This is a genomic window from Erwinia magellanica, assembly GCF_039023495.1.
In the GTDB taxonomy this organism is placed as follows: Bacteria; Pseudomonadota; Gammaproteobacteria; order Enterobacterales; family Enterobacteriaceae; genus Erwinia.
Window position 1 is genome coordinate 91,732 of record NZ_JBCHVC010000002.1, and the last position, 22,625, is coordinate 114,356.

A 22,625-nucleotide genomic window follows, 5' to 3' on the forward strand; every position below is an offset into this window, starting at 1 on the left:
GAAAACTTGCAGGGTAGGATGTCGAATCCTTGCAATAACCTGTCAGGTTAACTCGTTGAAAGGGCGGTTAAATAGTGACTTATGGTGATCGTCAACCGCTAAATCATGTTTACTCTTTACCTGCGGTGGTGGTAATTTCATGAAAAAATCATCTCAGGAGCTGGATTATGAAACAGTTAGTGATCGACATATTGATGAAGATTGCCAAAATCGATGTGGATGCGAAGGAACTGACTGCACAAGTCGAGGCTCAGTCTCTTTTAATTGCCGCGCTGTTACTGACGGCAGGAAAGGAAGGGGCATCAAATATTTCTGAAAACATTCAGAACGCCATCGTGGCGGCCTCAAGCTCCGGGAAAGGCTTTCTACAGTCAGATGTTGATCTGCTGCTGACGCATGTGAACAGGCTACTGGCGGTCACGCGTTATGTCGAAGAGAAAGCCAATGCGACCGAACCGAGCTGATGCCGGAGAAGATGATAATGCCTGAAGCGGAAAGCCGCCCGCCGTTGCCCCCTTTTACCCGCGAGAGTGCTGTCGAAAAGGTGAGATTAGCCGAGGATGGCTGGAACAGCCGGAACGCGCAAAAAGTGGCTCTGGCCTACACGCTGGATACAGAGTGGCGTAACCGCACAGAATTTGTCACCAACCGACAGGAAGCAGAAGCGTTTCTCAACCGAAAATGGAAAAAAGAGCTGGATTATCGGCTGATTAAAGAGCTTTGGGCCTTTGCAGACAACCGCATTGCCGTACGCTATGCCTATGAATGGCATGATGACTCGGGCAACTGGTTCCGCTCTTACGGCAACGAAAACTGGGAATTTGACGACAACGGACTGATGGCCAGGCGCTTTGCCTGCATCAACGATCTGCCCATCAGCGAGTCGGAACGCAAATATCACTGGCCGCTGGGAAGACGCCCGGACGATCATCCGGGCCTGAGTGAGCTGGGGTTGTAGTCTCTCTTCTTCATGCTTTTCTCTGCCGGATAAAGGCACGCCCCTTATTTCACCGCCCCTTCGGTCACGCCGCTGATAAACTTACGCTGAAACACTAAAAAGACCACCACCAGCGGCAGGATGACAATCATCGCACCCGCCATCAGCACTGGAATATTAATGGTGTTTTTGTTCTGAAAGAACATCATGCCAATAGGTAAGGTGCGCAGTTCATCTTTGTTTACCAGAATCAGCGGGATAAGAAATTCATTCCATGTCCAGATAAACAGCAGCAGTGCCAGCGTGGTCAGCGTGGGCACGATGGCTGGTACCAGAATGCCCCATAATATGCGGGAACGCTTTGCGCCATCCATCACCGCGGCTTCCAGCAGCTCTTTCGGCACCTGCTGAAATGCTGTTGCAATCATCAGGGTGGTAAAGGGTAGCGACAACGCCACCTGTGGCAGAATTAATGCCAGGTAGGTGTTGGTTAATCCCATCCAGTGCAATTCGTGATAGAGCGGAATGATAAAGGCTTCGCTGGGGAGCACCATGCCCAGCGCCATCAGCGCAGCGAACAGCCGTTTACCTGGAATGCGTAAAAAAGCGAAACCGAACCCCGCCAGAATGCCTGCCAAAATACTCGCTATCACCACCGGAAAAACCACCAGCACGGAGTTAAGGAAATAGGTGCTGAAATGGCCTTCCTGCCAGGCTGATACATAATTGGCGAAGCTGAGCCGGGAGGGGAGGGCAAACACACCGGCAAACAGCTCACTTTGGGTTTTAAAAGAGGTCATTAACGCCATCAGGAAGGGCAAAATAGTGATGATGGCAATCAGCCAGATTAGCGCGCGTGAAACTACAGGCGTTTTCCGCATCAGTGACGCTCCCGGATAGCAAAGTGTATAAGGCTGTTGATGGCAAAGACCAGGATCATGCCGACTATCGCTACCGCAGAAGCATAGCCGTAATGGCGTAAATCAAAGCCCTGCTGGTACATATATAAATTGGTGACCAGCGTTGAGGTGCCCGGCCCGCCGTGGGTCATGACATACACCAGGTCAAAGGCTTTCAGGCTGGAAATCACCGTTAATAACAGGGCAACGCGAAGCTCCGGGCGCAGGCCAGGCAGCGTGATGCGCATAAACTTTTGCCGGCGCGAGGAGCCGTCAAGATCGGCTGCTTCCAGCAGAGAAGGATCCATCCGTTGCAGTCCCGACATAAACAACACCAGACAAAAGCCAAAGAAATACCAGGTGGCGACAAAGCCGACGGCTGGCAAGGCCCAGTCGAAATCCCCAAGCCATGAGCGCGCAAACTGCGGCAGGCCCACCGCGCGAAAGAAGTGATCAACAGGGCCAAAAGCAGGATTGTACAGCCAGCGCCAGACCACACCGAGAACCGCCATTGGCATGATGTAGGGAAGAAAAAACAAGATGCGTAGCAGGCTCCGCTCTTTATTACTGCGGGTATCATGCAGAAAACTGCACAACAGCAAACCAATGCAGAGCGGGAACAGCGTGTAAAACAGCATCAGCATGGCATTATTTTTGATCGATACCCAGAACACCGGGTCGCCGAACATCTGCACAAAGTTATTCAGCCCGATAAAAATCGGTCGCGTAGCACCATCCCAGGTGGTGAAGCTGACGCCAACCGAAACCAGTAAAGGAAAGAGCAGGAAAACAGAGTAGATAAGCATTGAGGGCAAAATATAGAGCGCATTTTGCAGACGTGACTTATTGAGCATAACGGTGTTCTCACACTTTACGTCTGAATAGCCGCCCGGCCTGGCGAAGCACCGGGCAGAGTGATTATTTCTTCAGGCTGGAGAGATACTGCTGATAGTTAACGTCCAGTTTCTCGGTCAGTTGTTGTGGCGTGAGTTTATCCGCCAGCAGCAGTTGAACGCTTTCATTTAACGCATTGCCCATGGTTGGGGTGGCCCAGTCAACATAGTGGCCGAGGCCATCGTGCGCATTGACCGTGGTCCAGACGTTATACACATCGGCAAGCAGCGGATTGTCCGCTGGCAGTCTGGCCTCTTTGTTGGCGCTGGCGGGCAGGAACCCCGCCTTCAGCCATTTTTCTGCCATCTTGTCGGAAACGAGATAATCGATGTACTTCGCCGCCGCATCCTGCTGCGCTTTGGTTTTCGCCGTCAGCGTAACGGAGAAAGGCAGATCGGTGCCTCCCACCATTAAAGGTTTGCTGACGCCTGCAAACTGGGGGAAAGCGACAAAGTGAATATCTTTATTCTCTTTGAATTGCCCCATATACCAGGTTCCGCTGACAAAAAATGCCGCCTGGCCGTTCTGGAACAGCGTGGCCGCATCATCTTTGCCTATGCCCTGAAAGCCGGGAAAGAAGTACTCTTTTTTATTCCACTCCTGCATCAGGCTGGCGGCCTTTTGCAGCTTCGTATCTTTAAAGGTGCCCCCGATATCATAAATCAGGTCATCCATGCCTTTACGGTCGCTGCTGCTGATCTGATCCTGCCAGAGGGTGGTCAGCATCTGTTGACCCGCCGCGCCGTCGAGAATGCCAAGCATCAGGGGGGCTGTTCCCTGCGTTTTAAGCTTAGCCATTGCGGCTTCAAATTCCGCCAGCGTTTTTGGCACGGCAATACCCGCTTTATCCAGCAGCGCTTTGTTGTAATACAACCCGACCATTTCACCCAGGCTGGCAACGCCGTACAAATTACCGCTGCCAAACTCCTGCTTATCAGACCAGCGGTTACGCTTCAGAATCGAGTCGGGAAAGCGGGTGGTCCAGCCGTACTGCTTAGCGTAGCCATCCAGCGGGATCAACAACTTCTCTTTTACCAGTGCGCCCATGTCCCCTCCGCCCTGGTTGACCTGGGCAATCTGCGGGCCGTCGCCAGAATTGAGGGAGAGCTTGAGGGGAATACGCGTGTCGTCAAAAGAGTGAACTGAGCGGTCGACAGTCACGCCGGGGTTTTGCGCAGTGAACTCTTTGATCGCCTGATCAATAGCTTCAGTCTGTGCGGGGTAGTTATAGATGTCCCATTCTGCCAGGGCGGTGTCTGCCTGGGCAGAAGGCGGTAAGAAAGCAGTAATCAGCCCCACGGCCAGCAGCGACAGCGCCGGACGGGAAGGGGCAGTGCGGGAAGTGCGCATAAGCCTGGAAGCAGTAAACATGGATCTGTTTCTCCAACATCAATGAAGCATCCTTTCATGATGGCAACCGACTCTCCCGCAGGTTGCTTTGGGGCATCAGCTGCTGACTCTGTCGCCTTACCTCATACTTACTTTAATGATTAAATAAAGTCAAACCTCTGCGGCTTCTGCCTGGTGAAAGGTGAGGCAGATCGTAAAATCTGAAATTTCATTATTTTTCAGGCTTAAAAACTGGAAAATTGCATGAATAGTGAGTAAATGCCGGGATGAACTGCGCATTCAGATATTATCTCTTGCAGGCATGTTGTTGTTATAACTCACTGAAAGGTCATATGAAAATAGTATGTTTTCAGCCAGGTATCTCTTCCGAAACGGCAAAGAGCGGGGCCGTAAAGGCAATCCGTCCCAATCCACGCCCTCCGCGCGTCAGGAAAAAAGAATGAATGTTGGAGAGTGTGATCCACAGCATAAACTCAGCGGCGTATCGTCAGCTTCAGCTAATTATTTTCTCTTGAAAACTAAGTCGGGTTTAATTAACGTGGAGATCCCTTCCTCACCGACAGTATGAGCGTGGACTATGACTTTTTCTGACGGCCAGATCCGCCCCGCGACCGCGGATGACATTGATGCCCTGTATGAGATCTGCCTGAAAACCGCAGATGCGGGCAAGGATGCCAGCGATCTTTATGCCGATCCCCATTATCCCGGTACCCGCTTTTCTGTTCCCTACGCACGCTATGCGCCGGACTTTGCCTTTGTGCTGGAGATAGCCGGGAAAGTGGTGGGCTATGTCGTTGCCACACCTGATACGGTGGCATTCGAACAGCTGCTGGCCATGGAGTGGTGGCCGTTGCAGCAGAAGCGCTTTGCGGGACGCCAGCCGGTGAAGCCGCTAGACAGTAAGATCCTTGACGCTTTCAGGCAGCCTGAAACGGCTTCGGCGGCGTTGACAACACCTTATCCGGCTCATCTGCATATCAACATTCTGCCGGAAGGGCAGCGTGGAGGATGGGGGAAAAAGCTGGTGGAGCATGAACTCGTCGCGCTGAAAAAGGCTGGTGTGAAAGGGGTTTATGTGGGTATCAGCCTGCAAAATGAACCGGTTACCCATTTCTATCAGCAGTTGGGATTTCAGCCGCTGTTCAGAAGTAACGCGATTTATATGGGTCAGGAACTGAAGTGAGGATGCAATGGCTACTCTACAGTTAAGCAACGTCAAAAAGTCTTACGAGCACGTCAACGTCATCCACGGTATTGACCTGAAAATTGATAATGGAGAGTTTATCGTTTTTGTTGGCCCTTCCGGCTGCGGTAAGTCAACGCTGCTCAGAATGATCGCCGGACTGGAGGAGATCAGCAGCGGAGAGCTGTTTATTGATGAGCAGGATATGACACAGCAGTCCGCCACCGAGCGCGGGATTGCCATGGTATTTCAGTCCTACGCGCTTTATCCCAATATGACCGTAAGAGGTAATCTGGCTTACCCTCTGGAAGTGGCCAAACTCCCTAAGTCACGGATTGCCGAAGAGATAGCGAAAACGGCGGAAAAGCTCCATCTGACAGAGCTGCTGGACCGCCTGCCTCGTGCGCTTTCCGGCGGGCAGCGTCAGCGCGTGGCCATTGGCCGGGCTATCATTCGCCAGCCGCGAATATTTCTGTTTGATGAACCGCTCTCTAACCTGGACGCAGAGCTGCGCCTACAGATGCGCATTGAAATTGCCAAACTGCATGAGTCATTAGGTAACACCATGATATATGTGACGCACGATCAGCTGGAAGCGATGACGCTGGCAGACCGGATTGTGGTATTGCGTCAGGGCCGTATAGAGCAGGTTGGCGCGCCGCTGGATCTCTACCACGATCCGGACAATATTTTCGTTGCGGGCTTTATCGGCTCACCAAAAATGAATTTCCTTTCGGCGCGGGTCCTCTCTGTTCAGCCGGGGCTGGTCAACCTGGCGCTGCCAGAGTTGAAACTCGCCTCTGTGACCTTGCCCGTGCATTCAGCGCTTGCTGAAGGGCAGCGGTTGACGCTGGGAATTCGCCCTGAGCATTTCGCCAGTGCCGAAAATGATAACCGCGACTGGTCGTTCTCTGCCGCACTCTCTTTTGCCGAAAAATTAGGCCACACCAACTACCTTTATTTTGATATCGGGCGGGAAAATCTGTTGGTGATTGAAGCACGTAAAATGGAAGAGGTGGAACTGGGGGAAGAGGTTAATCTGGCGCTGGATCCCAGACACTGCCTGCTCTTTTCGGAGGAAGGAAAACGTATTCGCTAAGACCCTGGGGGCGAACGATTAATCCGCTCGCCCCGACAGGGAACTCTGCTCTGCTAAGGCTCCTCCTCTGCCGTTAGCTCTCCTCTTCAGCCTGCGCAGAAAGCACATCAATCAAACGGTTCACCGTAAAGCCAGCGGCCCCCAAAGCCCACATCCTGTTAGATTCGGTAAGGAATTGCAGCGGCGTCAGCTGTGGCGTGAGCTTGAGGCGGTATTCCTGGAAACTCTGGCTGATATGATCCAGCAGGATCCGCGAGGCCATTTGCGGCTCCATTGCCAGACAGATCACGTCAGGATCGTAAGCCACCGCGAGATTCGCCAGAGATTCACCCAGATGCTGTCCTGCACTGGCAAGCGTTTTCAGCGCCAGCGGCGAAGGATGACGGTCCAGCGCCAGCAGATTTGCCGGCACATTCTCGCCCGCCTCTTGCAGTGTCCTGAGAATGGCTTTAGACGACGCCTTCTCCTCAAGCGTGCATCTGGAGCCGTCGTTTAACAGGGCATTGCCAATCTCACCTGCCGTGCCAGTGCGCCCCCGGTACAATGTCCGGTCAAGGATCACGCCTGCACCAATCCCTTTGCCGTAGGTAGCAATAATGGCCGACTGAGCCGAACCCAGCTGACCAAAGACCAGAGTGGCGAGCGCCAGCGCATTGGCATCGTTCTCTATAAATACGGGAATGTTAAAACGCTCTTCCAGCAGGGCAGTGATGGCGACGTGTGTCCAGTCCAGCACGGTAGATCGAATGCAGTGACCGCTGACGGGATCGACCAGCCCGGCCAGTGCCAGCCCGATGGCGGCAACCCGCTTGTCTTCAACCGTTTTCAGGAACCGCGCTAAGGCATCGCTAAGCTGCCTGGGCGTCAGTTCTCCGGAAGGCATCTGCTGCTCGCCGATCAGATTGCCAGTCAGGTCGGTCAACACAATCAGGTTACGCTCGGCATTCAGCTGGATACCGATTACCGTAGCGTAATCAGGATTTAATCCAAGCAGCGTTTTAGGGCGCCCCATTGATACGCGGCGTAACCCCTTTTCGATAATAATGCCGCGGCCCAGCAGCCGGTTGGCGGCCTGAGAGACGGTAGACATACTCAGCCCGCTCCGGACTTTCAGATCGGATTGGCTGACAGGAGAATTTTCGACAATAAGCCGCAAAATGCGTGACGTAACGTTCGGTGCGATCATAAAGAGTGGCGATCTCATCGGTAAAGTGGCTGGCCGACCGGCCAGAAACAGGGCGGCTTGCCAGCCGGGTTGAAAATTCAGCGGCGGGCAAGCAGCAGCGCTCCCGCCAGCGCATCCTGCTGTGCAGGCACAATTTTCTCTCGCGTGGCAGCAGAGAGCCAGGGCTGGAGAGGCTCTGCCAACCCGCCCATCAGTGAAATGGCTCCGGGGCTGATCCGGGCCAGGGCATCTGTTAATAAGGTGATTTCAGCACTGGTTTCCGCCAGCAGCGAAGCAGCCAGCTCATCGCCCTGGCGGGAGGCAGAAAAAACCCAGGGGGCAAACTGGCCCCACTCTCCCGGCGTAGCGGTTTTGCTCCAGGCCAGGAGCGCCTCTGGTGAGTGGCTAAAATACTGCAAAATGGCGTCAGTTAGTGAGGTAGCGGCGATAACCCCCTCATACGCCAGCAGTGCTTTTCGCAGCGCCCGCAGCCCAAGTTGCGCGCCGGAACCCTGATCGGCCAGAGTCAGCCCCCATCCCCCTACGCGGTGGAAACGGCAGCCATCCCAGGCCGCGCCCTGGCTGCCGGTGCCCACAATCAATACTGCACCTGGTTTCCCCTGATGGGCGCCCGCACAGGCAATATCCACATCCGACAGCAGGGCGAAGCTGGCAAAAGAGGAGGGCAGCTGCTGAAGACGCTTTGCTGTTGAAGGTACGTTTGCCCCCGCCAGCCCCCAGACTGCATGGGTCTGACAGCGTAAAGAGGGGCTGAGCCTGGCAGCATGAAAGGTATTGTCAATCAGCTGGTCAACGTTTTTCAGCGCGCCTTCATAATCAGAATAGACGTTGGCGGCACTGCCTGTGCATTCGGACAAAACCGTGCCATCAGGCGTCGTGAGCCGGCTGCGGCAATGAGTACCCCCGCCATCGACCCCGAGCAAAAATTCTGATTGCATGATCCTCCCGTGACCGGTATTGACCCACTGTGTCGCGACAAACGACTGGCTATTTTCAGCAAAACGATAAAATAAAAAAACTTAAATCGCAATAACAAATAAATATGGATAATTTTAAAACTAATTAATCACTATAAATCAATTGCTTGTATTTTAATTCGAGCATTTAAGCTGCCGTCGTAGTTGACATTACTTTTTCTGTCGTAATAAGTTGGTGTCTGACAATTGCGCGATCCTGAACGCCGGTAGCGCAAGCTGCCTTCGGGAAGCATTTCAACTCTCCGTGACCAAATATGGGCAGGGTTCAACATGAAAGTAGCGATTACAGGCCTGGGCTTTCGTCTCTCCAACGTAGTGAATGAATTCAACAAATCGGATCCCGATTTCAGCATTGTCGGCTATGTCGATCCCTCTCCTGCCGGCTTGCCCAATCTGGAGAAGTTTGGTATTCCCGCTGGCAGGGCTTTTGCTTCGCTTGATGAAATGCTGGCCGCAGGGGATTTTGATCTGCTGATGGTGGGTTCGCCAAATTATCTGCATCTTGAACATATAGAAGCGGGGCTGAAAGCTGGCAAACGGGTCTTCACCGAGAAGCCGGTAGTGATCAACGAAGCGCAGACCATGGCGCTGGCAAAATTGGTCCGCCAGTATGGTCAGGAAAATATTCTGGTGGGGCTGGTGCTGCGGTACTCACCGCTTTACCACGATTTACTGCAAGCCAAAGCAGAGAACCGGCTGGGGGAGATCACCTCCATTGAAGCCACAGAGCATATCAAGCCTTATCACGGGGCTTTCTTTATGCGCGACTGGCGGCGCTATGAGCGTTATGCCGGTCCTTATATCCTTGAAAAATGCTGCCACGATATCGATCTCTATCAGGGCCTGCTGGGGGAACGCCCTGTCAGGGTAGCCAGCTTCGGCGGCCGTAAATCCTTTACGCCTGAACATGCGCCGCAGGGGGCGATCACGGCAGAGTCGGAGCTATACCATATCAAGCCAAGTGGCTGGTCCAGCACGGACGCTGTATTTGAAAGTGATGCGGATATTGTCGACTATCAGACGGCAATCATAGAGTACCAGGGGGGAGCGACAATGGCGTTTCACGCCAATCTTAATGTCCCTGACGAGTTCCGCCGCTTCTGCGTTATGGGTACCGATGGCATGGCTGAAGGGGACTTTGTTCGCAACTATTTCCGTGTTCACGATGCGCGCACGGGTGAAAAAACAGTGTCCACTACCTATAAAGGCAACGCTTATGACGGCCACTACGGTGCCGATGCCCTGATGGCCGCTGAAATTGTGAAGCACATCAAGACGGGGACGCCGCTGAAAGTCTCCGTCATCGACGCCCTGGAAGCTGGCCTGACGGCTATCAAAATTGATGAAGCCCGTAAGGCGAAAAAGGTCATTGATTTAACCGACTGCTGGCACACTTTCGACGCGAATTTGGGGCGTTAACCCCTGCCTGAAACTCTGCTGGTCTGGCATCGCCCCGCAGACCACTCAGCTGATAATTAAGCGCTTGCTTACCTGGCCGTAGTGAAGGTTATTTCTCTCCCTTCACTACGGTTATCTCTGTACCCTCATGACGCTGAACCTCGCCACACAGCAGCACCGCAGCAGGCCGTCGCTGATGAATACGCTCGGCCATTTGTTCACAGGCCAGCTGAGTAGGGAAAATATGCTCTGACACGGGCAGCGCATCGCAGGCATCGTAACCACAGGCGCTGACAAGCAGGACAAATCCAATCAACATAGCTCGCTCCCGTGATGAAACAGACCCAGCGGTAAGTATAGGCTATCAGCCGTACGTTTCCCCTACTGAGAAGAGGTGATATAACAAATGTCTCTATCCATCCGGGAGATGTTTAATGCAATTTCGTGGGCTTTCTGCTTTCCCTGTCACGCCTGTCAACGCGGTGGGCGAGGTTGATGTCGTAGCGCTTGAAAAAATCCTGCTGCGGCTCAGGCAGGCTAATGTCGATTCAGTAGGGCTTCTTGGCAGTACGGGACTCTATGCCTTTCTTCGCCGGGAAGAAAAGCGAAGGGCGATTGAGGCGGCGGTAAATTGCCTGCAAGGCAGCGTGCCTGTTATGGTCAGCGCGGGCGCATTACGCACGGATGAGGCGGTTACTCTGGCACAGGATGCGGAAGAGGCAGGCGCCGATGCACTGCTACTGGCCCCTGTTTCCTACACACCCTTAACTGAAGAGGAGGTCTTTCAGCATTTCGTTGCGGTCTCTGAGAGCACCTCATTACCTCTCTGCATCTATAACAACCCCGGAACCACACACTTTACCTTTACGCCCGCTTTACTGGCCCGGCTTGCCAGCCTGCCAGGCGTTAAAGCGCTGAAGTACCCCTCTTCAGAGCAGACCGATGCCGCTTTTATCTCCTCATTAAGATCACACTTTCCTGAGGATTTTGCGCTGGGGTTCAGCGTCGACTGGCATGCACCTGAAGCAATGTTAGCCGGAGGCGATGCCTGGTATAGCGTGTTGGGCGGTTTACTGCCCGCGCAGGCGATGTCGCTGGCGTCAGCTGCACGCAAGGGGGATAGCAATCGGCTTGCTCAGCTGAATGCGGAACTGCAACCCATGTGGACATTATTTAAAACGCTCAGCAGCCTGCGCGTGATGTATTGCGCAGTGGAGATTCTGGGTATCTGTTCGCCCATCTTACCGCGCCCCCTGTTGCCGCTCAGCGCGGAGGAGTGTCGTAAGGTGGAAGCGGTGCTGCGGGAACTGAAGAGCGTATAACCCGGAGGCCGGAGAGAGAGAAAGCCTGCCTCTCTTGCCGGAAACCGGTAAAGGAGACAGGCAGTGCGCTTTAGTGCGCCTGGGTGCCGGTGGTTGTAGTGGTGGTGCCGGTGTTAGAGCCGTCACCGCCGCCGCCCATGGTGGCCAGAGCAATACCCAATAATGCACCCACAGCGCCGATACCTACCGCATTAGAGTTACCATCAGACATCGCAGTCGCTTCACTTCCTGCTGCTACGCCAGTAGTGGGGGCAGCATAAACGCTGGCGCTGGTGGCCATCATCAGTAATAGCGCAAGCGCGTTCATTTTTTTCATTTTATCGCTCCTCAGGAAGGCGTCAGGGGATCAGGAGTCAGAGCATAATTTTAAAGTTCAGGGTTGAACAGATCCTGACTGAGAAGGGAATATTATCAGTCTGATTAAGGTGTTACAGAAACAGATCCGCTACTTTCAAGAGTGGCATGCAGCACTAAAAACGGTGTTTTTACCGGCATCGCCTTCTTCAAGCGAATATCTCTTGAGAAAGACAGAATTATCTCAGAAGCCACCGCCGCTAACGGGACGGAATATCAGGTCAGGGTGGTCATAATACGCAGCCATTTCAGGCTTTATTATTCCTGTTGTTTTAAGAATAAATACCGGTACATTTTTCGCCGTTTTTCCCTCCGATTTTTCTTAACTCAAATTCGTCAACTGATGAATATGATGTGTGCCGATATTTTTAACTGTTGCCAGGTATAAACAGGTTGAAATAAAAGGGGAAGATTTTATGCGATTACTCCTGGTTTTATAGCGGAAGCGAAGAGTTTTAAGAACTCGCCAGGCTTATTGTGGCCTACTGCATGTCACCCTTTAGCCAGAGGCTCAACTATGTTGTTATCTGCGTTTTCTTATATCAAAGATAAAACCGGTTATTTACAGGAATTCATCTCCGATCCGCGGAAAACGGGAACCATTGCACCTTCTTCTCTGGCCTTGTGCAAAACGATGTCGGATGCCGTTGACTGGAACCAGTGCCAGCGTATTGCCGAACTTGGCGCAGGGGATGGTGTGCTAACCCGACATCTGTTGACGCGGATGCGGCCGGATGCGGAACTGCTGGCCTTTGAAACTAACAGCCGCTTTCATCCTAAGCTGGCTTCTCTTCAGGACGAAAGGCTGAGGGTGACCGGTGCCTCTGCCGAATCCCTGAATGAAGAGTATGACGCTATCTTTTCAGGATTACCGCTCTTGTCCCTGCCGAAAGCGGTGCGTCACGGCATCCTGGAGCGCGCAGCCTCGTTACTGAGTCCGCAAGGGGTCTTTGTTCAGTTCCAGTACACCTCCTTGTCAGAGCCGCTCATTTCTCAATATTTTGCCTGGAACCGGACCCGCGTGCTTTGTAACCTGCCGCCTGCATGGGTGTACAGCTGCCATTCGCTGGATAATTTACCGCAAAAAAATGTTGGTTTTGGCAGGGGTTAGCACGGTTATATGAAGAGAGTGTGACCATGAGATGGCAATCTCTGTGGTCTCTGCCAGGCTTAATAATTACCCACAACAGGAGGAGAGAATGAGTACTGAAAGCAATCTGACACCCTCAAGTGAAGATGAAGTCTGTAATATCATAGGTAAGGCGGTGGTTGACCTGAGCATCACGGGGCAACCGGTTAACAAGGCTACGCTGGCATTAAAATTGCTGGCGATGGCAGATCAGGATGGCGATGAAGAACGTATTTTGCTGTACTGGATTGCGCGGAAAGCGATCAACCAGCCACACAGATTTGCCTCATCAGTTTATTGATGGCAGGTGGCAACCCGGCTCTTTGCCGAAAAAACGGCCGCTCAACTGAGCGGCCGTTTTTGTCTGGGTCAGGTTACACGCCGCACATAAGGGATGCGCTGTAGCAGAAAGATAATGCCCGCCGAGATTGCAAAGCAGGCCAGCGCCACCAGAGGAATGGTAATGATGGAGGAGTAACCGGTGAAGTCGATATCCAGTAACGCCACCAGACCTTCCAGTACCATGGCATGAACAAAGAAGATCCCCAGACTCAGCCGTGAGAGAACCCGCAGCGCTTTAATAATCGGCCGGTTATAGCGGAACGAAGCGTTCAACAGCATGAAAAAGCAGCCCAGCGAGATGATGACCATTGTTGGTGCTGAATAGAACAGGAAGAGATCGTTTGGCCTGGAGATGCTTTTGGAAAACGAGTAGGCCATAACGGCGGTCAGTACCGCAGCCAGCACGAAGATAATGGCAGAAATAGTGACCTTCGGAGCGATATTAAAGCGGCGAACCACCCCACCAAGGATATAAAAACCAGAGAGATAAACCACCATATCAATATTGCTTGGCATAGGGAGCGTGGCGTTTTCCAGCAGGCTGGCTTTTACATTATCCAGCAGCACATAAACCGAGGCGAGAACAAACCAGACCGTAAGCGTGTAATTGACCCGTTGCTGACTGCCGTGGGTAATAAACGTATTAAGCAGCGGCGTGATCAGATAGAGCAGGATCATTGTATAAATGAACCACATATGCGGATAGGCGGGCGTACTGAGCAGCTCCAGCAGGCTGACGGGGTTCTTATTCGCGTGGACCACGTCGCTGTAAACCAGATAAATGGCTGACCAGGCAATCAGTGGGATCACCAGGTCCAGCACGCGGGTTTTAAGCGTGCTGAGCAGGGACTCATTTTTATTGAGTGAGACGTAGCCCGCTATCAGCAGGAACAGTGGAAAAGCAATACGGCCCAGCGTTTCATACATTACCGCCACGGACCAGCCAGTATGAAAGTGGGCAAACGGCAGCGCTGCTGTATGCAACAAAATAACAAAAAATGTTGCCACCAGAGTTAGCAGCTTAATATTGATCGTTTTCAATGCCTAACTCCTTGTCAAAAAGCATAAACTGAGCATAAGTCTCAGATTATCGCCATCCGGCTAAAGGTAACATATTCCCAGAGCCGGACGTATCTCCAGACAAGAAAAAAAGTGCCCGTTATCAGGTATGCGTGCCCGATGCGTCCAGGGTCAGGGTGGAAGGGCAGGTTTGCTGAGGCTGGACCACCCGGTATTCCGCTCTTCCCTGGTGAATATAGATACAGGCGCGTCCGGCGTCGCCACCATCCTGCTCCTGCGAAAGAGTCAGCGTGACGGGCTGAGCTTGTGCAAAAGCGCCGCTAAAAGCGAAGGCCAGAACAATTTTCGTTAATCCATTCATATCAGAGAGCCAGAAAAGTTTAAAAGAGGTTACCCTGGCTGGCAATCTTTGCGGGGAAAGGTTGTCAGCGTTATTGACCCTGGCATTACCGCAGGGCTGACTGCAAGTACAGGCGGATAATATCGGACGAAGCCTGGGGGCGTACCAGCAGAGTACTCTTATTTTACCTGGTCTTAATTTTGCAAATGTGATCGGAGAGGTGTTTCGCAGTGACTCGCTGATTGATAAGCTGAAAAAAAAAGCGATGCTGTAAATAAAGCAGAGAAGAACGGTGGGGAAGAGGGCCAGCTCATAGCGTAACTTTTTCAGCAAAAGACGATTTGAGTTAGGCGGTAAAACCGCTACAGAGGTGAGTGCCTGCTGTAGCGGCAGAGATTACCCAATAAAGTCATCTTCGGTCTGATGCACGACCATCTCAAGCACATGGCGGTAAGTATCCAGCGAAACGACATCGCTGGTGGTTTCCAGGCGGTGAAGCAATTGTGCAATGATCGTTTTATTAGTGACAGGCTTACCGCTTTGCAAAATTTCAATAACAATCGAACCGAGAATAGCCACTTCGCTTTCGGCTTCCTGCATTTCAGCTTTAAAATAGTTCATTAATTCATGTGGGGAAGTCGGTAATTCTGCATGCATCACTTTCTCTCCAAATATCCTGCCGGAACGACGGCCGGATGCGGTAATAGTTTTTGAACGATCGATTTATTATTTTCAGCAAAAAACGACCTCGGGAAGTGGGAAACCCACTATCACTTCCCGAGGCTATGCAAATGCCTGATTCATTACAGCGTAGAAAGGTAGTCGTTTTTTGTACGTTGTACAAGTTTATTTCGAAAATTGTACAACTTTGAAAATTCAGCTGTAGCGAGGCAAATTCTGGTTAGGAAAATTAACATTTCTCACTAAACGGAAACGCCTTATGGCAGAGGCAGATATGCATAAGCAGCCTGCTGCTGGGGGGAATTACCGCCCAGCTACAGGGAGTGATTTGTTACAGTAGGTAGTGCACGAAAAGTAACCATCCAGAGAAGTTATCAACGCGCCTGATGGAAGTTTTCACCCCGCAGGGGCCGCTGACAGCATTCAACCAGCCCGCTGAGGGGCTGGAAAAAATTCACCGGAATGAAGGAATCTTGTTAAAATTACTTTTTACTCCTTTTCATGGAAGCCACGATGACAACTGAAATCTCCCATCCTGCCAGCAGCCCTAAGCAGGCTGCGCTGCAACTGGTAATTGAACTGGTACGTGCCGGCAAGCTCAGCCCATTGCAGGGTGATGCGGCAAATATGATCTCTATTTATGAACAGTTCAAAGCGCATTTCGAGGCTGATAAGCATAAGCACGCTTCAGACTCCGCAATTTCCTGAGGATCCGCCATCTTCTGTAAAACGGGCGGCACTTTGCCGCCCGTTTTACTCTTTGCTCACCCCATCGTAATAGAGCATGCTGCTGCCAATCCCCTGCCGGGCACCCTGCACGTTACTGCGCAACCCGACCAGTTTCTGCCCCTGTAAAGCCACCACATAGGGCGAATTCTGCTGAACCTCCAGCTGTAACTGCTGATACAGCGCCTGACGCTTGTGCAGATCGCTCTCTGCCGCCGCCGCTTTGGTTTGCGCGCTAAGTTGCGGAATAGTCCAGCCCATGCGCCATGCCAGCGTTTTAGGGCCACCGGGGATGTTATAAGCAAAGGTACTGGCGTTGGTATTGGGATCGACGTAATCCGCTCCCCAGTAAATGAAAATTGACTGAAAATCTCTGCTGCGCATTTTTGCCCACAGTTCCGCTTCTGCAACCGGCTGTATCGCTATCTGAATATCCGCTTTGGCAAAGCTGGCCTGTAGCGCCTGTGCCACATCGGTATAAGGCGGCTGGTTCACAATCGTCAGTGAAAACCGCGTACCTGGCTTAATGCCGCCTTTTTGCAGGATCGCTCTGGCTTTCGCCAGATCGTAATGAAAAGGCTGATTATCCAGCGCGCCATCAAAGCCTTCCGGCAGAAAAGCCTGGTGAACCTGATATTGTCCTTTGAGCAGTTCTTGCGAAAGGCTCCTGTAGTCGATCAGCCAGCGAGCCGCCTGCCACAGCGCCGGGTTGCCCAGCGCGGGCTGCTGGCTGGACTGCGTATTGAACCCCAGATAATAGATCAGGCTGGAGGGAAAGCCGGCGACGCGAAGGGAAGGCACTTTCTTCAGCGCATCGAACTGATCTGCACCCAGATCGTAGGCGACATCCACGTCGCCCTGCTCAAGCAGCAGGCGGCGCGAGCCGGGATCGGCCACCCCTTTCAGAATAATGCGTTTAAGGTGAGGTGCAACGGTGGCAAAGGTGTTTTTCTCCAGAACCAGCGCCTGCTGCGGAACATAATTTTTGATGAAATAGGCGGCACTGCCTGCGGAGTGCGTACGTAACCAGCCGTTGCCGAAGTCGCCCTCACTGGCATGCTGCTCTGCCAGCTTACTGTCCACAATGGAAGCAACCGGCGCGCTAAGCAGGCGTAAAGCCAGATCCCGACCAACAGGTGAACTCCAGCGTATCACCAGCTGAGTATCGCTCAGGCGCACCAGCTGTTGCTCAATGTTTTGTGGCGTCCAGCCAAATTCGTTAAGGATGAAGGCTGGCGTCTTGTTGAGTCTGACAGCGCGCGTCAGCGAGTAGATCACATCGTTGGCGGTAAACGGATTGCCGCTGGCAAATTTCACCCCAGGCTGCAACGTAACAATCAGGCTGTGAGCCGTACTTCCCGGCTGCCAGCTCGCGGCCAGCTGTGGCACCAGCTTACGCGGATCCGATCGATCGGCATCAACCAGTTTTTGATAAAGGTTGGTCAGGCTGCTGGTGCTGACAGTTTCAAAACTTTCAGCCGGATCGAAGCTGATAATGCCATCAAGCGGGATCGCCACGATCAGCGTGTCGGCAGGCGTAGCGGCATAAGTGGGGGCAGCCAGACCCAGCGCTAAAGCCAGGGCAAAAGGCAGAAATTTTTGCATGAAAGCGTCCTGTAACGGTGTGTTATCAGGACTATAGAGAGAAGGGAAGCGGGAGGAAATACCAATTCCGGCAAGGGTTAGCTGGATAAGTTATTTGTAAAATCAGCAAGTTGTGGCTGGCAGCGGCTGCCAGCCACAAGCCGTTAACCCACAATAAACCCTTTCTCCATTCGCACTGCACGATCGCACATATGATCGATCACATCGGGATCGTGACTCACCAGCACCATGGTCAGGTTATCCTGCGCTTTCAGGCTGTTCAGCAAATTAAGGATTTCCGCCTGGACTGACATATCCAGCGCAGAGGTGGGTTCATCCAGCAGCAGGATTTTTGGCCGCAGCAGCAGCGCCCGCACAATTGCCACGCGCTGACGCTGGCCGCCAGAGAGCTGATGCGGGTAGCGGTCCGCCAGCGCAGGATCCAGCCCCACGTGCCGGAACCCCTGATCGATACGATCGTTGATATCGGCCACTTTCAGCAACTTCAGCGGCTCCGCCAGAGTGCGGCGGAGACGATGACGGGGATGCAGCGAGGCATAGGGGTCCTGAAAGACCATCTGCACATCCTGACGCAGCTGGCCGGTAAAGGCTTTTCCGGGTTTCACCGTATGACCAGCCAGCGACATCGCGCCCTGCCAGTTGGGGTTCAGCCCGGCAAGCACCCACAGCAGCGAAGACTTGCCGCAGCCGGAAGGGCCTACCAGACCAAAACATTCACCAGGTTTTACGCTGAGCGTCACGTCATGCACCACGGTGCGCTGTTCATATCCCTGACGATGGGAAACGCTGACTTCAGCCAGTTCAATCATGTTCACGCCAGGCCTCCAGCGCAGTGCGGTCCAGTACCGGTAATGTCTGACCCTGCGTCGCCTTACTCGGGCGGCAGGACCACAGCGTGCTGGTATAGGGATGGGTTGCCCGTGGCAGCTCTGCGGCAGGCAGCGTATCCAGGATTTCCCCCTGATACATCACCATTACCCGCTCACAATGTTCAGAAACCTGTTGCAGATCGTGGCTGATCAGCAGTAGCCCCATATTGCGTTGCTCCACCAGGCGACGGATCAGCGCCAGCACCTGGTCACGCATAGCGTGATCGAGCGCGGAAGTGGGTTCATCGGCAATCAGGCAGTGCGGATCGGCAATCAGCGCTATCGCCAGCATGACGCGCTGACCCATCCCGCCAGAGAGCTGGTGAGGATAGCGCTGCATCAGCTGCCTGGGTTCCGGTAACCCTACTGCATCCAGCATGTCACAGACTTTCTCTTTGATCTCCGCGCGGCTCAGTCGGGTGTGCAGCTTCAGCGGCTCGGCAACCTGCCAGCCGATAGTGCGCATAGGATTAAGCGCATATTTGGGGTCCTGCATCACCATTGCCATACTGCTGCCTCTGAGCTGGCTCCAGCGGCGTTCGCTCAGGGTCAGGGCATTTTCGCCCGCTACGTTCAGCCTGGTGGCTTGCAGGTCAAGACCCGGCGCGAGTAAGCCCATCAGGCTGCGCGCCGTCAGCGACTTGCCCGAACCGGACTCGCCCACCAGCGCCACGCGCTCGCGGCCCAGCGTAAAGCTGATGTTTTTCACCAACGGCTGGCCGGATGCACTGGCAATCCGCAGGTTGTCGGCCAGGATAAGAGGAGAGGTTTCAGTTGCCATTTCGGGTATCCAGTCGGTCACGCAGGCCATCGCCCGTCAGGTTAAAGGCCAGGCTGGCAAACAAAATAGCGCCACCAGGTGCAGCCGCTACCCACCACTGGTCGAAGATCACCTTACTGCCTTCAGCCACCATCGAACCCCATTCTGCGGTAGGGGGCTGAACGCCCATACCCAAAAAGCCCAGTCCGGCAGCAGAGAGAATAATCCCGCCCAGGCTCAGCGCGGCGCGTACCACCGCGGAAGGCATGCAAAGCGGCAGAATATGGCCGAACATCAGCCGCAGGCCATTAATGCCCTGCATGCGGGCGGCGGCCAGATAATCACTGCGGCGCAAAGCGAGGGTTTCGGCCCGCGCCTGGCGGGCAAACGGCGGCCAGCTGGTCAGCGCCAGCGCCAGCGCGCCGTTCATCAGTCCCGGACCCAGCATGGCAACCAGCGCGAGCGCGATCACCAGGTTAGGCAGCGACAGGAAGATATCGGTAATGCGCATCAACACGCGTTCCGTCCAGCCGCCCAGGTAACCGGCGCAGATGCCAATCAGCATCCCCACCGGGATGGTGAGGACCAGGATCAGCGACACCAGCAGTAACGTAGGGCGCGAGCCGTAAATCACGCGGGAAAAGAGGTCACGGCCAAAGCCATCGGTCCCAAACCAGTGGGCAGCAGAGGGGGGCAGCAGGCGTGCCGACATCATTTGCGCATCTGGATTGTAAGGCGCCAGGAGCGGCGCCAGCAGCGCTGCCAGCAGCAGCACGGCCACCAGCGTGCCGCCAATGGCCAGCGAAGTCATGCGGGGACGGCGTCGGCGTACAGGTGCGGCGACCTCAAGGTCGGTAAGATTTTGCGTCATCGGGTTCTCGGGTCTGTAAGCCAGGTTAAAGCATCCGCCAGCGCATTCAGCGTGATAAAGCAGCCGCCAATCAGCAGGGTTGAACCCAGAATGGCAGGCGTATCGGAAGCGAAGAGGGCAGTGGTCATATAACGTCCCACTCCCGGCCAGGCAAAGACCGTCTCGGTCAACACCGAACCCTCCAGCAGCGTGGCGTAGGAGAGAGCCAGCACGGTAATCAGCGTGCCACGCACGTTAGGGAAAACGTGCAGCAGCAGAATGCGCCCACGGCCAGCCCCTTTGGCGCGCGCCAGGGTGACATACTCTTTTCCGCTCTCTTCCAGCAGCGCCGCACGCAGCAGGCGGGTGATGCCGGCCATGGCCAGCAGGCCCAGCACCACTACCGGTAGCCAGAGGTGGGCGACCGCATTGCGGAACATTTCCGGATCACCGGAAAGCCAGCTGTCTACCAGCACCAACCCGGTTTTGGGTTCCAGCGTGTAGATCCAGATATCGTCCAGGCGTCCTGGTCCGGCTGACCAGTGCAGCACGGCATAAAACAGCAGCAGCCCCAGCAGCCCGAGCCAGAACACCGGCACGGAATAGCCTAACAGCGAGATCAGGCGGGCGAGATTATCTACCAGGCTGCCCGGTTTCCAGGCGGCCAGCAGCGCCAGCAGGATGCCAAATAGCGCGCCAAAAATCATCGCACAGGTCGCCAGTTCAATGGTAGCCGGGAAGGTGCGCAGCAAATCGCTGCTCACCGCCTGGTTGGTCAGGCGTGAAATTCCCAGATCGCCCGTGGCCAGATGGGTGACGTAATGCCAGAACTGCATTGGCAACGATTCATCCAGACCTAAATCGTGACGAACCTGTGCATAGGTAGATTCACTGGCGTGATCGCCGGCAATCTGCAAAACAGGATCCACCGGCGACAGGTGAGAGAGCATAAAGGTGAACGCCAGCAGGCCCAGCAGCGTTACTGCCAGAGAAGCCAGACCGGTGAACAGGCGTCCACTTCGCAACCAGAAAAGCCGGGCGGACCCGGCTTGAGAAACAGAAACCGTCATTACTTGCTGACCTGGCTGTAGTAAACCATATCCGGGTTGATCCCCTGAACGTAGCCTTTCAGGTTATCGCGTAGCGCTATCAGGTTACGCGCCTGTAGCCCCACCACATAAGGCGAATTTTTTTGTACTTCACGCTGCATGTTCTGGTAAAGCTCAACGCGTTTCGCCTTATCGCTCTCTGCGGTAGCTGCCAGCGTTTGCTTGTTCAGTTCAGGGATATGCCAGTTTGAACGCCATGCCAGCGTTTTACTGCCATCTTCCGGGTTATAGGCAAAGGCGGCCGCGTTGGTGTTGGGATCAAAATAGTCCGCACCCCAGGCATTCAGCGTGGCTTCATATTTGTGCGCCTTAACAGAGGTGGCGATTTCGCTGCTGAGACCTGGGATCAGCTCAACTTTAATGCCGCCTTTGGCGAAACTGGCCTGAAGAGCCTGAGCAATATCCAGGTAGGGCGGCTGGTTGCTGACGCTGAGCTTAAAGCTGACGTTGGTAAGACCTGCCTTTTTCAGAATGGCTTTCGCCTTTTCCGGATCAAAGGTGTAAGGATTGTCATTCAGCGCGCCCAGGAAGCCTTCCGGCAGGAACGCCTGATGCACCTGGAACTGACCTTTCAACAGATCGTCGGCAATACCGTGATAATCAAACAGGTAGCGCGAAGCTTCCCACAATGCCGGATTTTTCAGTGCCGGATTAGCGTCAATATTAAACTGCATGTAATAGAGCGAAGCCATCGGGATTGCCATCGGCTTCACGCCCGCTTTGTTTTTCAGCGCGGCCATCTGGTCAGCGCCCAGGTTACGGGCGATATCCGCATCGCCCTGCTCAAGCAGCAGGCGGCGGGCAGCAGGCTCCGGCACATTTTTAATCAGCACGTTTTTCAGCTTAGGGGCGCCGCCGGGCGAGGTCGGGTTAGCAGAGAGCAGCACCACTTCATGCGGAATATATTTACGGATCTGGAAAGGGCCGCTTCCTGCTGAGTGAGCAGCCAGCCATTTATTGCCGAAGTCATTGTTTTTGGCATTCGCCATCGCGGTTTTTTCATCAACGATGGAGGAGACCGGCGCGGCCAGCAGGCTCAGAACATAGGTAGGACTCACGTCAGCCGTCCAGCTGATTTTGACATGCGTCTCATCCACTTTAACCAGCTGCGCATCCACGTTCTCTTTGGTCCAGCCCAACTGGGTCAGGATAAAGGAGGGATCCAGATTCAGCTTCACCACGCGGCTCAGCGAGAAGATCACATCCTCTGGGCGCAGCGGATTACCGGAAGCAAATTTCGCCCCGTCACGCAGCGTAAATGTCATGCTGCGGTTATCGCTGCCGGGCTGCCAGGCCGTTGCCAGCGTGGGTTTCAGATCGGTAGGGTTTTGCGGGTCGGACTGCACCAGACGCTGATAAAGGTTGGTGAAAGCCTGCACGGAAGTCAGCTCAAAGCCTTCTGCCGGATCAAAGCTGCTGGCATCATCGATTGACTGAGCAATCACCAGCGTATCGGGTGGCGTAGCTGCCTGCACGGCAAACGAACCGGCCAGCGCAAGGGCGATAACAGATGGAACTAAAGTTTTCATGACGCTTCCTTACCTTTAAGTTGTTCGCGAGTGTAGAGTACCCGTCGCCAGGACAAATAGTAGATT

General features: G+C 53.9%; 25 protein-coding genes. 9 read left to right on the plus strand and 16 right to left on the minus strand.

The genetic code is table 11. The features are described from left to right. Positions 1 to 167: 167 nt before the first annotated feature. Positions 168 to 464, plus strand: coding sequence for an anti-adapter protein IraP (gene iraP, locus AAH450_RS07460; RefSeq protein WP_342909672.1), 297 nt, complete (start codon positions 168 to 170; stop codon positions 462 to 464). A 17-nt stretch (positions 465 to 481) separates the two neighbouring features. After that, a complete protein-coding gene (locus AAH450_RS07465; protein ID WP_342909673.1) occupies positions 482 to 958 on the plus strand; it encodes a nuclear transport factor 2 family protein in 477 nt (158 codons plus the stop codon). A 44-nt stretch (positions 959 to 1,002) separates the two neighbouring features. On the opposite strand, the gene AAH450_RS07470 is transcribed toward AAH450_RS07465, so the two are convergent. The 3 genes from AAH450_RS07470 to AAH450_RS07480 form a co-directional block, all read right to left on the minus strand. Beyond that, entirely contained in the window at positions 1,003 to 1,818 is an 816-nt protein-coding gene (locus tag AAH450_RS07470) for a carbohydrate ABC transporter permease (protein ID WP_342909674.1), read from the minus strand. After that, positions 1,818 to 2,690 (minus strand): carbohydrate ABC transporter permease, encoded by an 873-nt coding sequence (locus tag AAH450_RS07475; RefSeq protein ID WP_342909675.1) that lies wholly within the window; start codon positions 2,688 to 2,690, stop codon positions 1,818 to 1,820. The genes AAH450_RS07470 and AAH450_RS07475 overlap by 1 nt, the downstream gene beginning before the upstream one ends. A 64-nt stretch (positions 2,691 to 2,754) precedes the next feature. After that, on the minus strand, positions 2,755 to 4,080 hold the full coding sequence (locus AAH450_RS07480) for an extracellular solute-binding protein (protein WP_342910360.1): 1,326 nt from the start codon (positions 4,078 to 4,080) through the stop codon (positions 2,755 to 2,757). 577 nt (positions 4,081 to 4,657) lie between these two features. Between AAH450_RS07480 and AAH450_RS07485 the strand changes: the two genes are divergently transcribed. Both AAH450_RS07485 and AAH450_RS07490 read left to right on the plus strand, forming a co-directional pair. Next, complete coding sequence (locus AAH450_RS07485) at positions 4,658 to 5,263, plus strand: GNAT family N-acetyltransferase (protein WP_342909676.1); 606 nt, start codon at positions 4,658 to 4,660, stop codon at positions 5,261 to 5,263. Positions 5,264 to 5,270: 7 nt separating this feature from the next. Next, positions 5,271 to 6,362: an ABC transporter ATP-binding protein gene (locus AAH450_RS07490; protein WP_342909677.1), complete on the plus strand. Its 1,092-nt coding sequence runs from the start codon at positions 5,271 to 5,273 to the stop codon at positions 6,360 to 6,362. Between the two features lie 73 nt (positions 6,363 to 6,435). Here AAH450_RS07490 and AAH450_RS07495 read toward each other — a convergent pair whose 3' ends face one another. Then, on the minus strand, positions 6,436 to 7,548 hold the full coding sequence (locus tag AAH450_RS07495) for an ROK family transcriptional regulator (RefSeq protein ID WP_342909678.1): 1,113 nt from the start codon (positions 7,546 to 7,548) through the stop codon (positions 6,436 to 6,438). 77 nt (positions 7,549 to 7,625) lie between these two features. After that, complete coding sequence (locus tag AAH450_RS07500; protein WP_342909679.1) at positions 7,626 to 8,486, minus strand: glucosamine kinase nucleotide-binding domain-containing protein; 861 nt, start codon at positions 8,484 to 8,486, stop codon at positions 7,626 to 7,628. Between the two features lie 309 nt (positions 8,487 to 8,795). On the opposite strand from AAH450_RS07500, the gene AAH450_RS07505 reads away from it, so the two are divergent. Then, the gene (locus AAH450_RS07505; protein WP_342909680.1) at positions 8,796 to 9,944 is read left to right on the plus strand and encodes a Gfo/Idh/MocA family protein; all 1,149 of its coding nucleotides are present in this window, start codon (positions 8,796 to 8,798) and stop codon (positions 9,942 to 9,944) included. A gap of 88 nt (positions 9,945 to 10,032) precedes the next feature. On the opposite strand, the gene AAH450_RS07510 is transcribed toward AAH450_RS07505, so the two are convergent. Further along, positions 10,033 to 10,242, minus strand: coding sequence for a hypothetical protein (locus AAH450_RS07510; RefSeq protein ID WP_342909681.1), 210 nt, complete (start codon positions 10,240 to 10,242; stop codon positions 10,033 to 10,035). Between the two features lie 115 nt (positions 10,243 to 10,357). Here AAH450_RS07510 and AAH450_RS07515 point away from each other — a divergent pair, with 115 nt between their 5' ends. Beyond that, on the plus strand, positions 10,358 to 11,245 hold the full coding sequence (locus AAH450_RS07515) for a dihydrodipicolinate synthase family protein (RefSeq protein WP_342909682.1): 888 nt from the start codon (positions 10,358 to 10,360) through the stop codon (positions 11,243 to 11,245). A gap of 70 nt (positions 11,246 to 11,315) precedes the next feature. Here AAH450_RS07515 and yjbE read toward each other — a convergent pair whose 3' ends face one another. Continuing rightward, on the minus strand, positions 11,316 to 11,561 hold the full coding sequence (gene yjbE, locus AAH450_RS07520) for an exopolysaccharide production protein YjbE (protein WP_342909683.1): 246 nt from the start codon (positions 11,559 to 11,561) through the stop codon (positions 11,316 to 11,318). 555 nt (positions 11,562 to 12,116) lie between these two features. Between yjbE and AAH450_RS07525 the strand changes: the two genes are divergently transcribed. Both AAH450_RS07525 and AAH450_RS07530 read left to right on the plus strand, forming a co-directional pair. Beyond that, the gene (locus AAH450_RS07525; protein ID WP_342909684.1) at positions 12,117 to 12,710 is read left to right on the plus strand and encodes a class I SAM-dependent methyltransferase; all 594 of its coding nucleotides are present in this window, start codon (positions 12,117 to 12,119) and stop codon (positions 12,708 to 12,710) included. Between the two features lie 88 nt (positions 12,711 to 12,798). Beyond that, on the plus strand, positions 12,799 to 13,029 hold the full coding sequence (locus AAH450_RS07530; protein ID WP_342909685.1) for a hypothetical protein: 231 nt from the start codon (positions 12,799 to 12,801) through the stop codon (positions 13,027 to 13,029). A 68-nt stretch (positions 13,030 to 13,097) separates the two neighbouring features. Here AAH450_RS07530 and AAH450_RS07535 read toward each other — a convergent pair whose 3' ends face one another. From AAH450_RS07535 to AAH450_RS07545, 3 genes are all read right to left on the minus strand, one after another. After that, positions 13,098 to 14,111 carry an acyltransferase gene (locus tag AAH450_RS07535; protein WP_342909686.1) on the minus strand — a complete coding sequence of 338 codons (1,014 nt, stop codon included), beginning with the start codon at positions 14,109 to 14,111 and terminating at the stop codon, positions 13,098 to 13,100. 121 nt (positions 14,112 to 14,232) lie between these two features. Continuing rightward, the gene (locus tag AAH450_RS07540; RefSeq protein ID WP_342909687.1) at positions 14,233 to 14,451 is read right to left on the minus strand and encodes a hypothetical protein; all 219 of its coding nucleotides are present in this window, start codon (positions 14,449 to 14,451) and stop codon (positions 14,233 to 14,235) included. Between the two features lie 375 nt (positions 14,452 to 14,826). Beyond that, on the minus strand, positions 14,827 to 15,051 hold the full coding sequence (locus AAH450_RS07545) for a biofilm/acid-resistance regulator YmgB/AriR (protein WP_342909688.1): 225 nt from the start codon (positions 15,049 to 15,051) through the stop codon (positions 14,827 to 14,829). A gap of 573 nt (positions 15,052 to 15,624) precedes the next feature. Between AAH450_RS07545 and AAH450_RS07550 the strand changes: the two genes are divergently transcribed. Continuing rightward, positions 15,625 to 15,819 carry a hypothetical protein gene (locus AAH450_RS07550; protein WP_306207587.1) on the plus strand — a complete coding sequence of 65 codons (195 nt, stop codon included), beginning with the start codon at positions 15,625 to 15,627 and terminating at the stop codon, positions 15,817 to 15,819. A 45-nt stretch (positions 15,820 to 15,864) separates the two neighbouring features. On the opposite strand, the gene AAH450_RS07555 is transcribed toward AAH450_RS07550, so the two are convergent. From AAH450_RS07555 to AAH450_RS07580, 6 genes are all read right to left on the minus strand, one after another. Then, positions 15,865 to 17,442: an ABC transporter substrate-binding protein gene (locus tag AAH450_RS07555; RefSeq protein ID WP_342909689.1), complete on the minus strand. Its 1,578-nt coding sequence runs from the start codon at positions 17,440 to 17,442 to the stop codon at positions 15,865 to 15,867. Between the two features lie 143 nt (positions 17,443 to 17,585). After that, the gene (locus AAH450_RS07560; protein ID WP_342910361.1) at positions 17,586 to 18,251 is read right to left on the minus strand and encodes an ABC transporter ATP-binding protein; all 666 of its coding nucleotides are present in this window, start codon (positions 18,249 to 18,251) and stop codon (positions 17,586 to 17,588) included. After that, a complete protein-coding gene (locus AAH450_RS07565) occupies positions 18,244 to 19,092 on the minus strand; it encodes an ABC transporter ATP-binding protein (protein WP_463322714.1) in 849 nt (282 codons plus the stop codon). The genes AAH450_RS07560 and AAH450_RS07565 overlap by 8 nt, the downstream gene beginning before the upstream one ends. Next, positions 19,082 to 19,942, minus strand: coding sequence for an ABC transporter permease (locus tag AAH450_RS07570; RefSeq protein WP_342909691.1), 861 nt, complete (start codon positions 19,940 to 19,942; stop codon positions 19,082 to 19,084). The genes AAH450_RS07565 and AAH450_RS07570 overlap by 11 nt, the downstream gene beginning before the upstream one ends. After that, complete coding sequence (locus AAH450_RS07575; RefSeq protein ID WP_342909692.1) at positions 19,939 to 20,991, minus strand: ABC transporter permease; 1,053 nt, start codon at positions 20,989 to 20,991, stop codon at positions 19,939 to 19,941. Before AAH450_RS07575 ends, AAH450_RS07570 begins: the two co-directional genes overlap by 4 nt. Beyond that, positions 20,991 to 22,559, minus strand: a complete 1,569-nt coding sequence (locus AAH450_RS07580) for an ABC transporter substrate-binding protein (RefSeq protein WP_342909693.1) — start codon at positions 22,557 to 22,559, stop codon at positions 20,991 to 20,993. Before AAH450_RS07580 ends, AAH450_RS07575 begins: the two co-directional genes overlap by 1 nt. Between the last annotated feature and the right edge of the window lie 66 nt (positions 22,560 to 22,625).

Bases quoted from the DNA above. Each gene is read 5' to 3' on its own strand.
- iraP (WP_342909672.1), top strand. From the start codon at position 168: ATGAAACAGTTAGTGATCGACATATTGATGAAGATTGCCAAAATCGAT.
- AAH450_RS07465 (WP_342909673.1), top strand. From the start codon at position 482: ATGCCTGAAGCGGAAAGCCGCCCGCCGTTGCCCCCTTTTACCCGCGAG.
- AAH450_RS07470 (WP_342909674.1), bottom strand. From the start codon at position 1,818: ATGCGGAAAACGCCTGTAGTTTCACGCGCGCTAATCTGGCTGATTGCC.
- AAH450_RS07475 (WP_342909675.1), bottom strand. From the start codon at position 2,690: ATGCTCAATAAGTCACGTCTGCAAAATGCGCTCTATATTTTGCCCTCA.
- AAH450_RS07480 (WP_342910360.1), bottom strand. From the start codon at position 4,080: ATGCGCACTTCCCGCACTGCCCCTTCCCGTCCGGCGCTGTCGCTGCTG.
- AAH450_RS07485 (WP_342909676.1), top strand. From the start codon at position 4,658: ATGACTTTTTCTGACGGCCAGATCCGCCCCGCGACCGCGGATGACATT.
- AAH450_RS07490 (WP_342909677.1), top strand. From the start codon at position 5,271: ATGGCTACTCTACAGTTAAGCAACGTCAAAAAGTCTTACGAGCACGTC.
- AAH450_RS07495 (WP_342909678.1), bottom strand. From the start codon at position 7,548: ATGATCGCACCGAACGTTACGTCACGCATTTTGCGGCTTATTGTCGAA.
- AAH450_RS07500 (WP_342909679.1), bottom strand. From the start codon at position 8,486: ATGCAATCAGAATTTTTGCTCGGGGTCGATGGCGGGGGTACTCATTGC.
- AAH450_RS07505 (WP_342909680.1), top strand. From the start codon at position 8,796: ATGAAAGTAGCGATTACAGGCCTGGGCTTTCGTCTCTCCAACGTAGTG.
- AAH450_RS07510 (WP_342909681.1), bottom strand. From the start codon at position 10,242: ATGTTGATTGGATTTGTCCTGCTTGTCAGCGCCTGTGGTTACGATGCC.
- AAH450_RS07515 (WP_342909682.1), top strand. From the start codon at position 10,358: ATGCAATTTCGTGGGCTTTCTGCTTTCCCTGTCACGCCTGTCAACGCG.
- yjbE (WP_342909683.1), bottom strand. From the start codon at position 11,561: ATGAAAAAAATGAACGCGCTTGCGCTATTACTGATGATGGCCACCAGC.
- AAH450_RS07525 (WP_342909684.1), top strand. From the start codon at position 12,117: ATGTTGTTATCTGCGTTTTCTTATATCAAAGATAAAACCGGTTATTTA.
- AAH450_RS07530 (WP_342909685.1), top strand. From the start codon at position 12,799: ATGAGTACTGAAAGCAATCTGACACCCTCAAGTGAAGATGAAGTCTGT.
- AAH450_RS07540 (WP_342909687.1), bottom strand. From the start codon at position 14,451: ATGAATGGATTAACGAAAATTGTTCTGGCCTTCGCTTTTAGCGGCGCT.
- AAH450_RS07545 (WP_342909688.1), bottom strand. From the start codon at position 15,051: ATGAACTATTTTAAAGCTGAAATGCAGGAAGCCGAAAGCGAAGTGGCT.
- AAH450_RS07550 (WP_306207587.1), top strand. From the start codon at position 15,625: ATGACAACTGAAATCTCCCATCCTGCCAGCAGCCCTAAGCAGGCTGCG.
- AAH450_RS07555 (WP_342909689.1), bottom strand. From the start codon at position 17,442: ATGCAAAAATTTCTGCCTTTTGCCCTGGCTTTAGCGCTGGGTCTGGCT.
- AAH450_RS07560 (WP_342910361.1), bottom strand. From the start codon at position 18,251: ATGATTGAACTGGCTGAAGTCAGCGTTTCCCATCGTCAGGGATATGAA.
- AAH450_RS07565 (WP_463322714.1), bottom strand. From the start codon at position 19,092: ATGGCAACTGAAACCTCTCCTCTTATCCTGGCCGACAACCTGCGGATT.
- AAH450_RS07570 (WP_342909691.1), bottom strand. From the start codon at position 19,942: ATGACGCAAAATCTTACCGACCTTGAGGTCGCCGCACCTGTACGCCGA.
- AAH450_RS07575 (WP_342909692.1), bottom strand. From the start codon at position 20,991: ATGACGGTTTCTGTTTCTCAAGCCGGGTCCGCCCGGCTTTTCTGGTTG.
- AAH450_RS07580 (WP_342909693.1), bottom strand. From the start codon at position 22,559: ATGAAAACTTTAGTTCCATCTGTTATCGCCCTTGCGCTGGCCGGTTCG.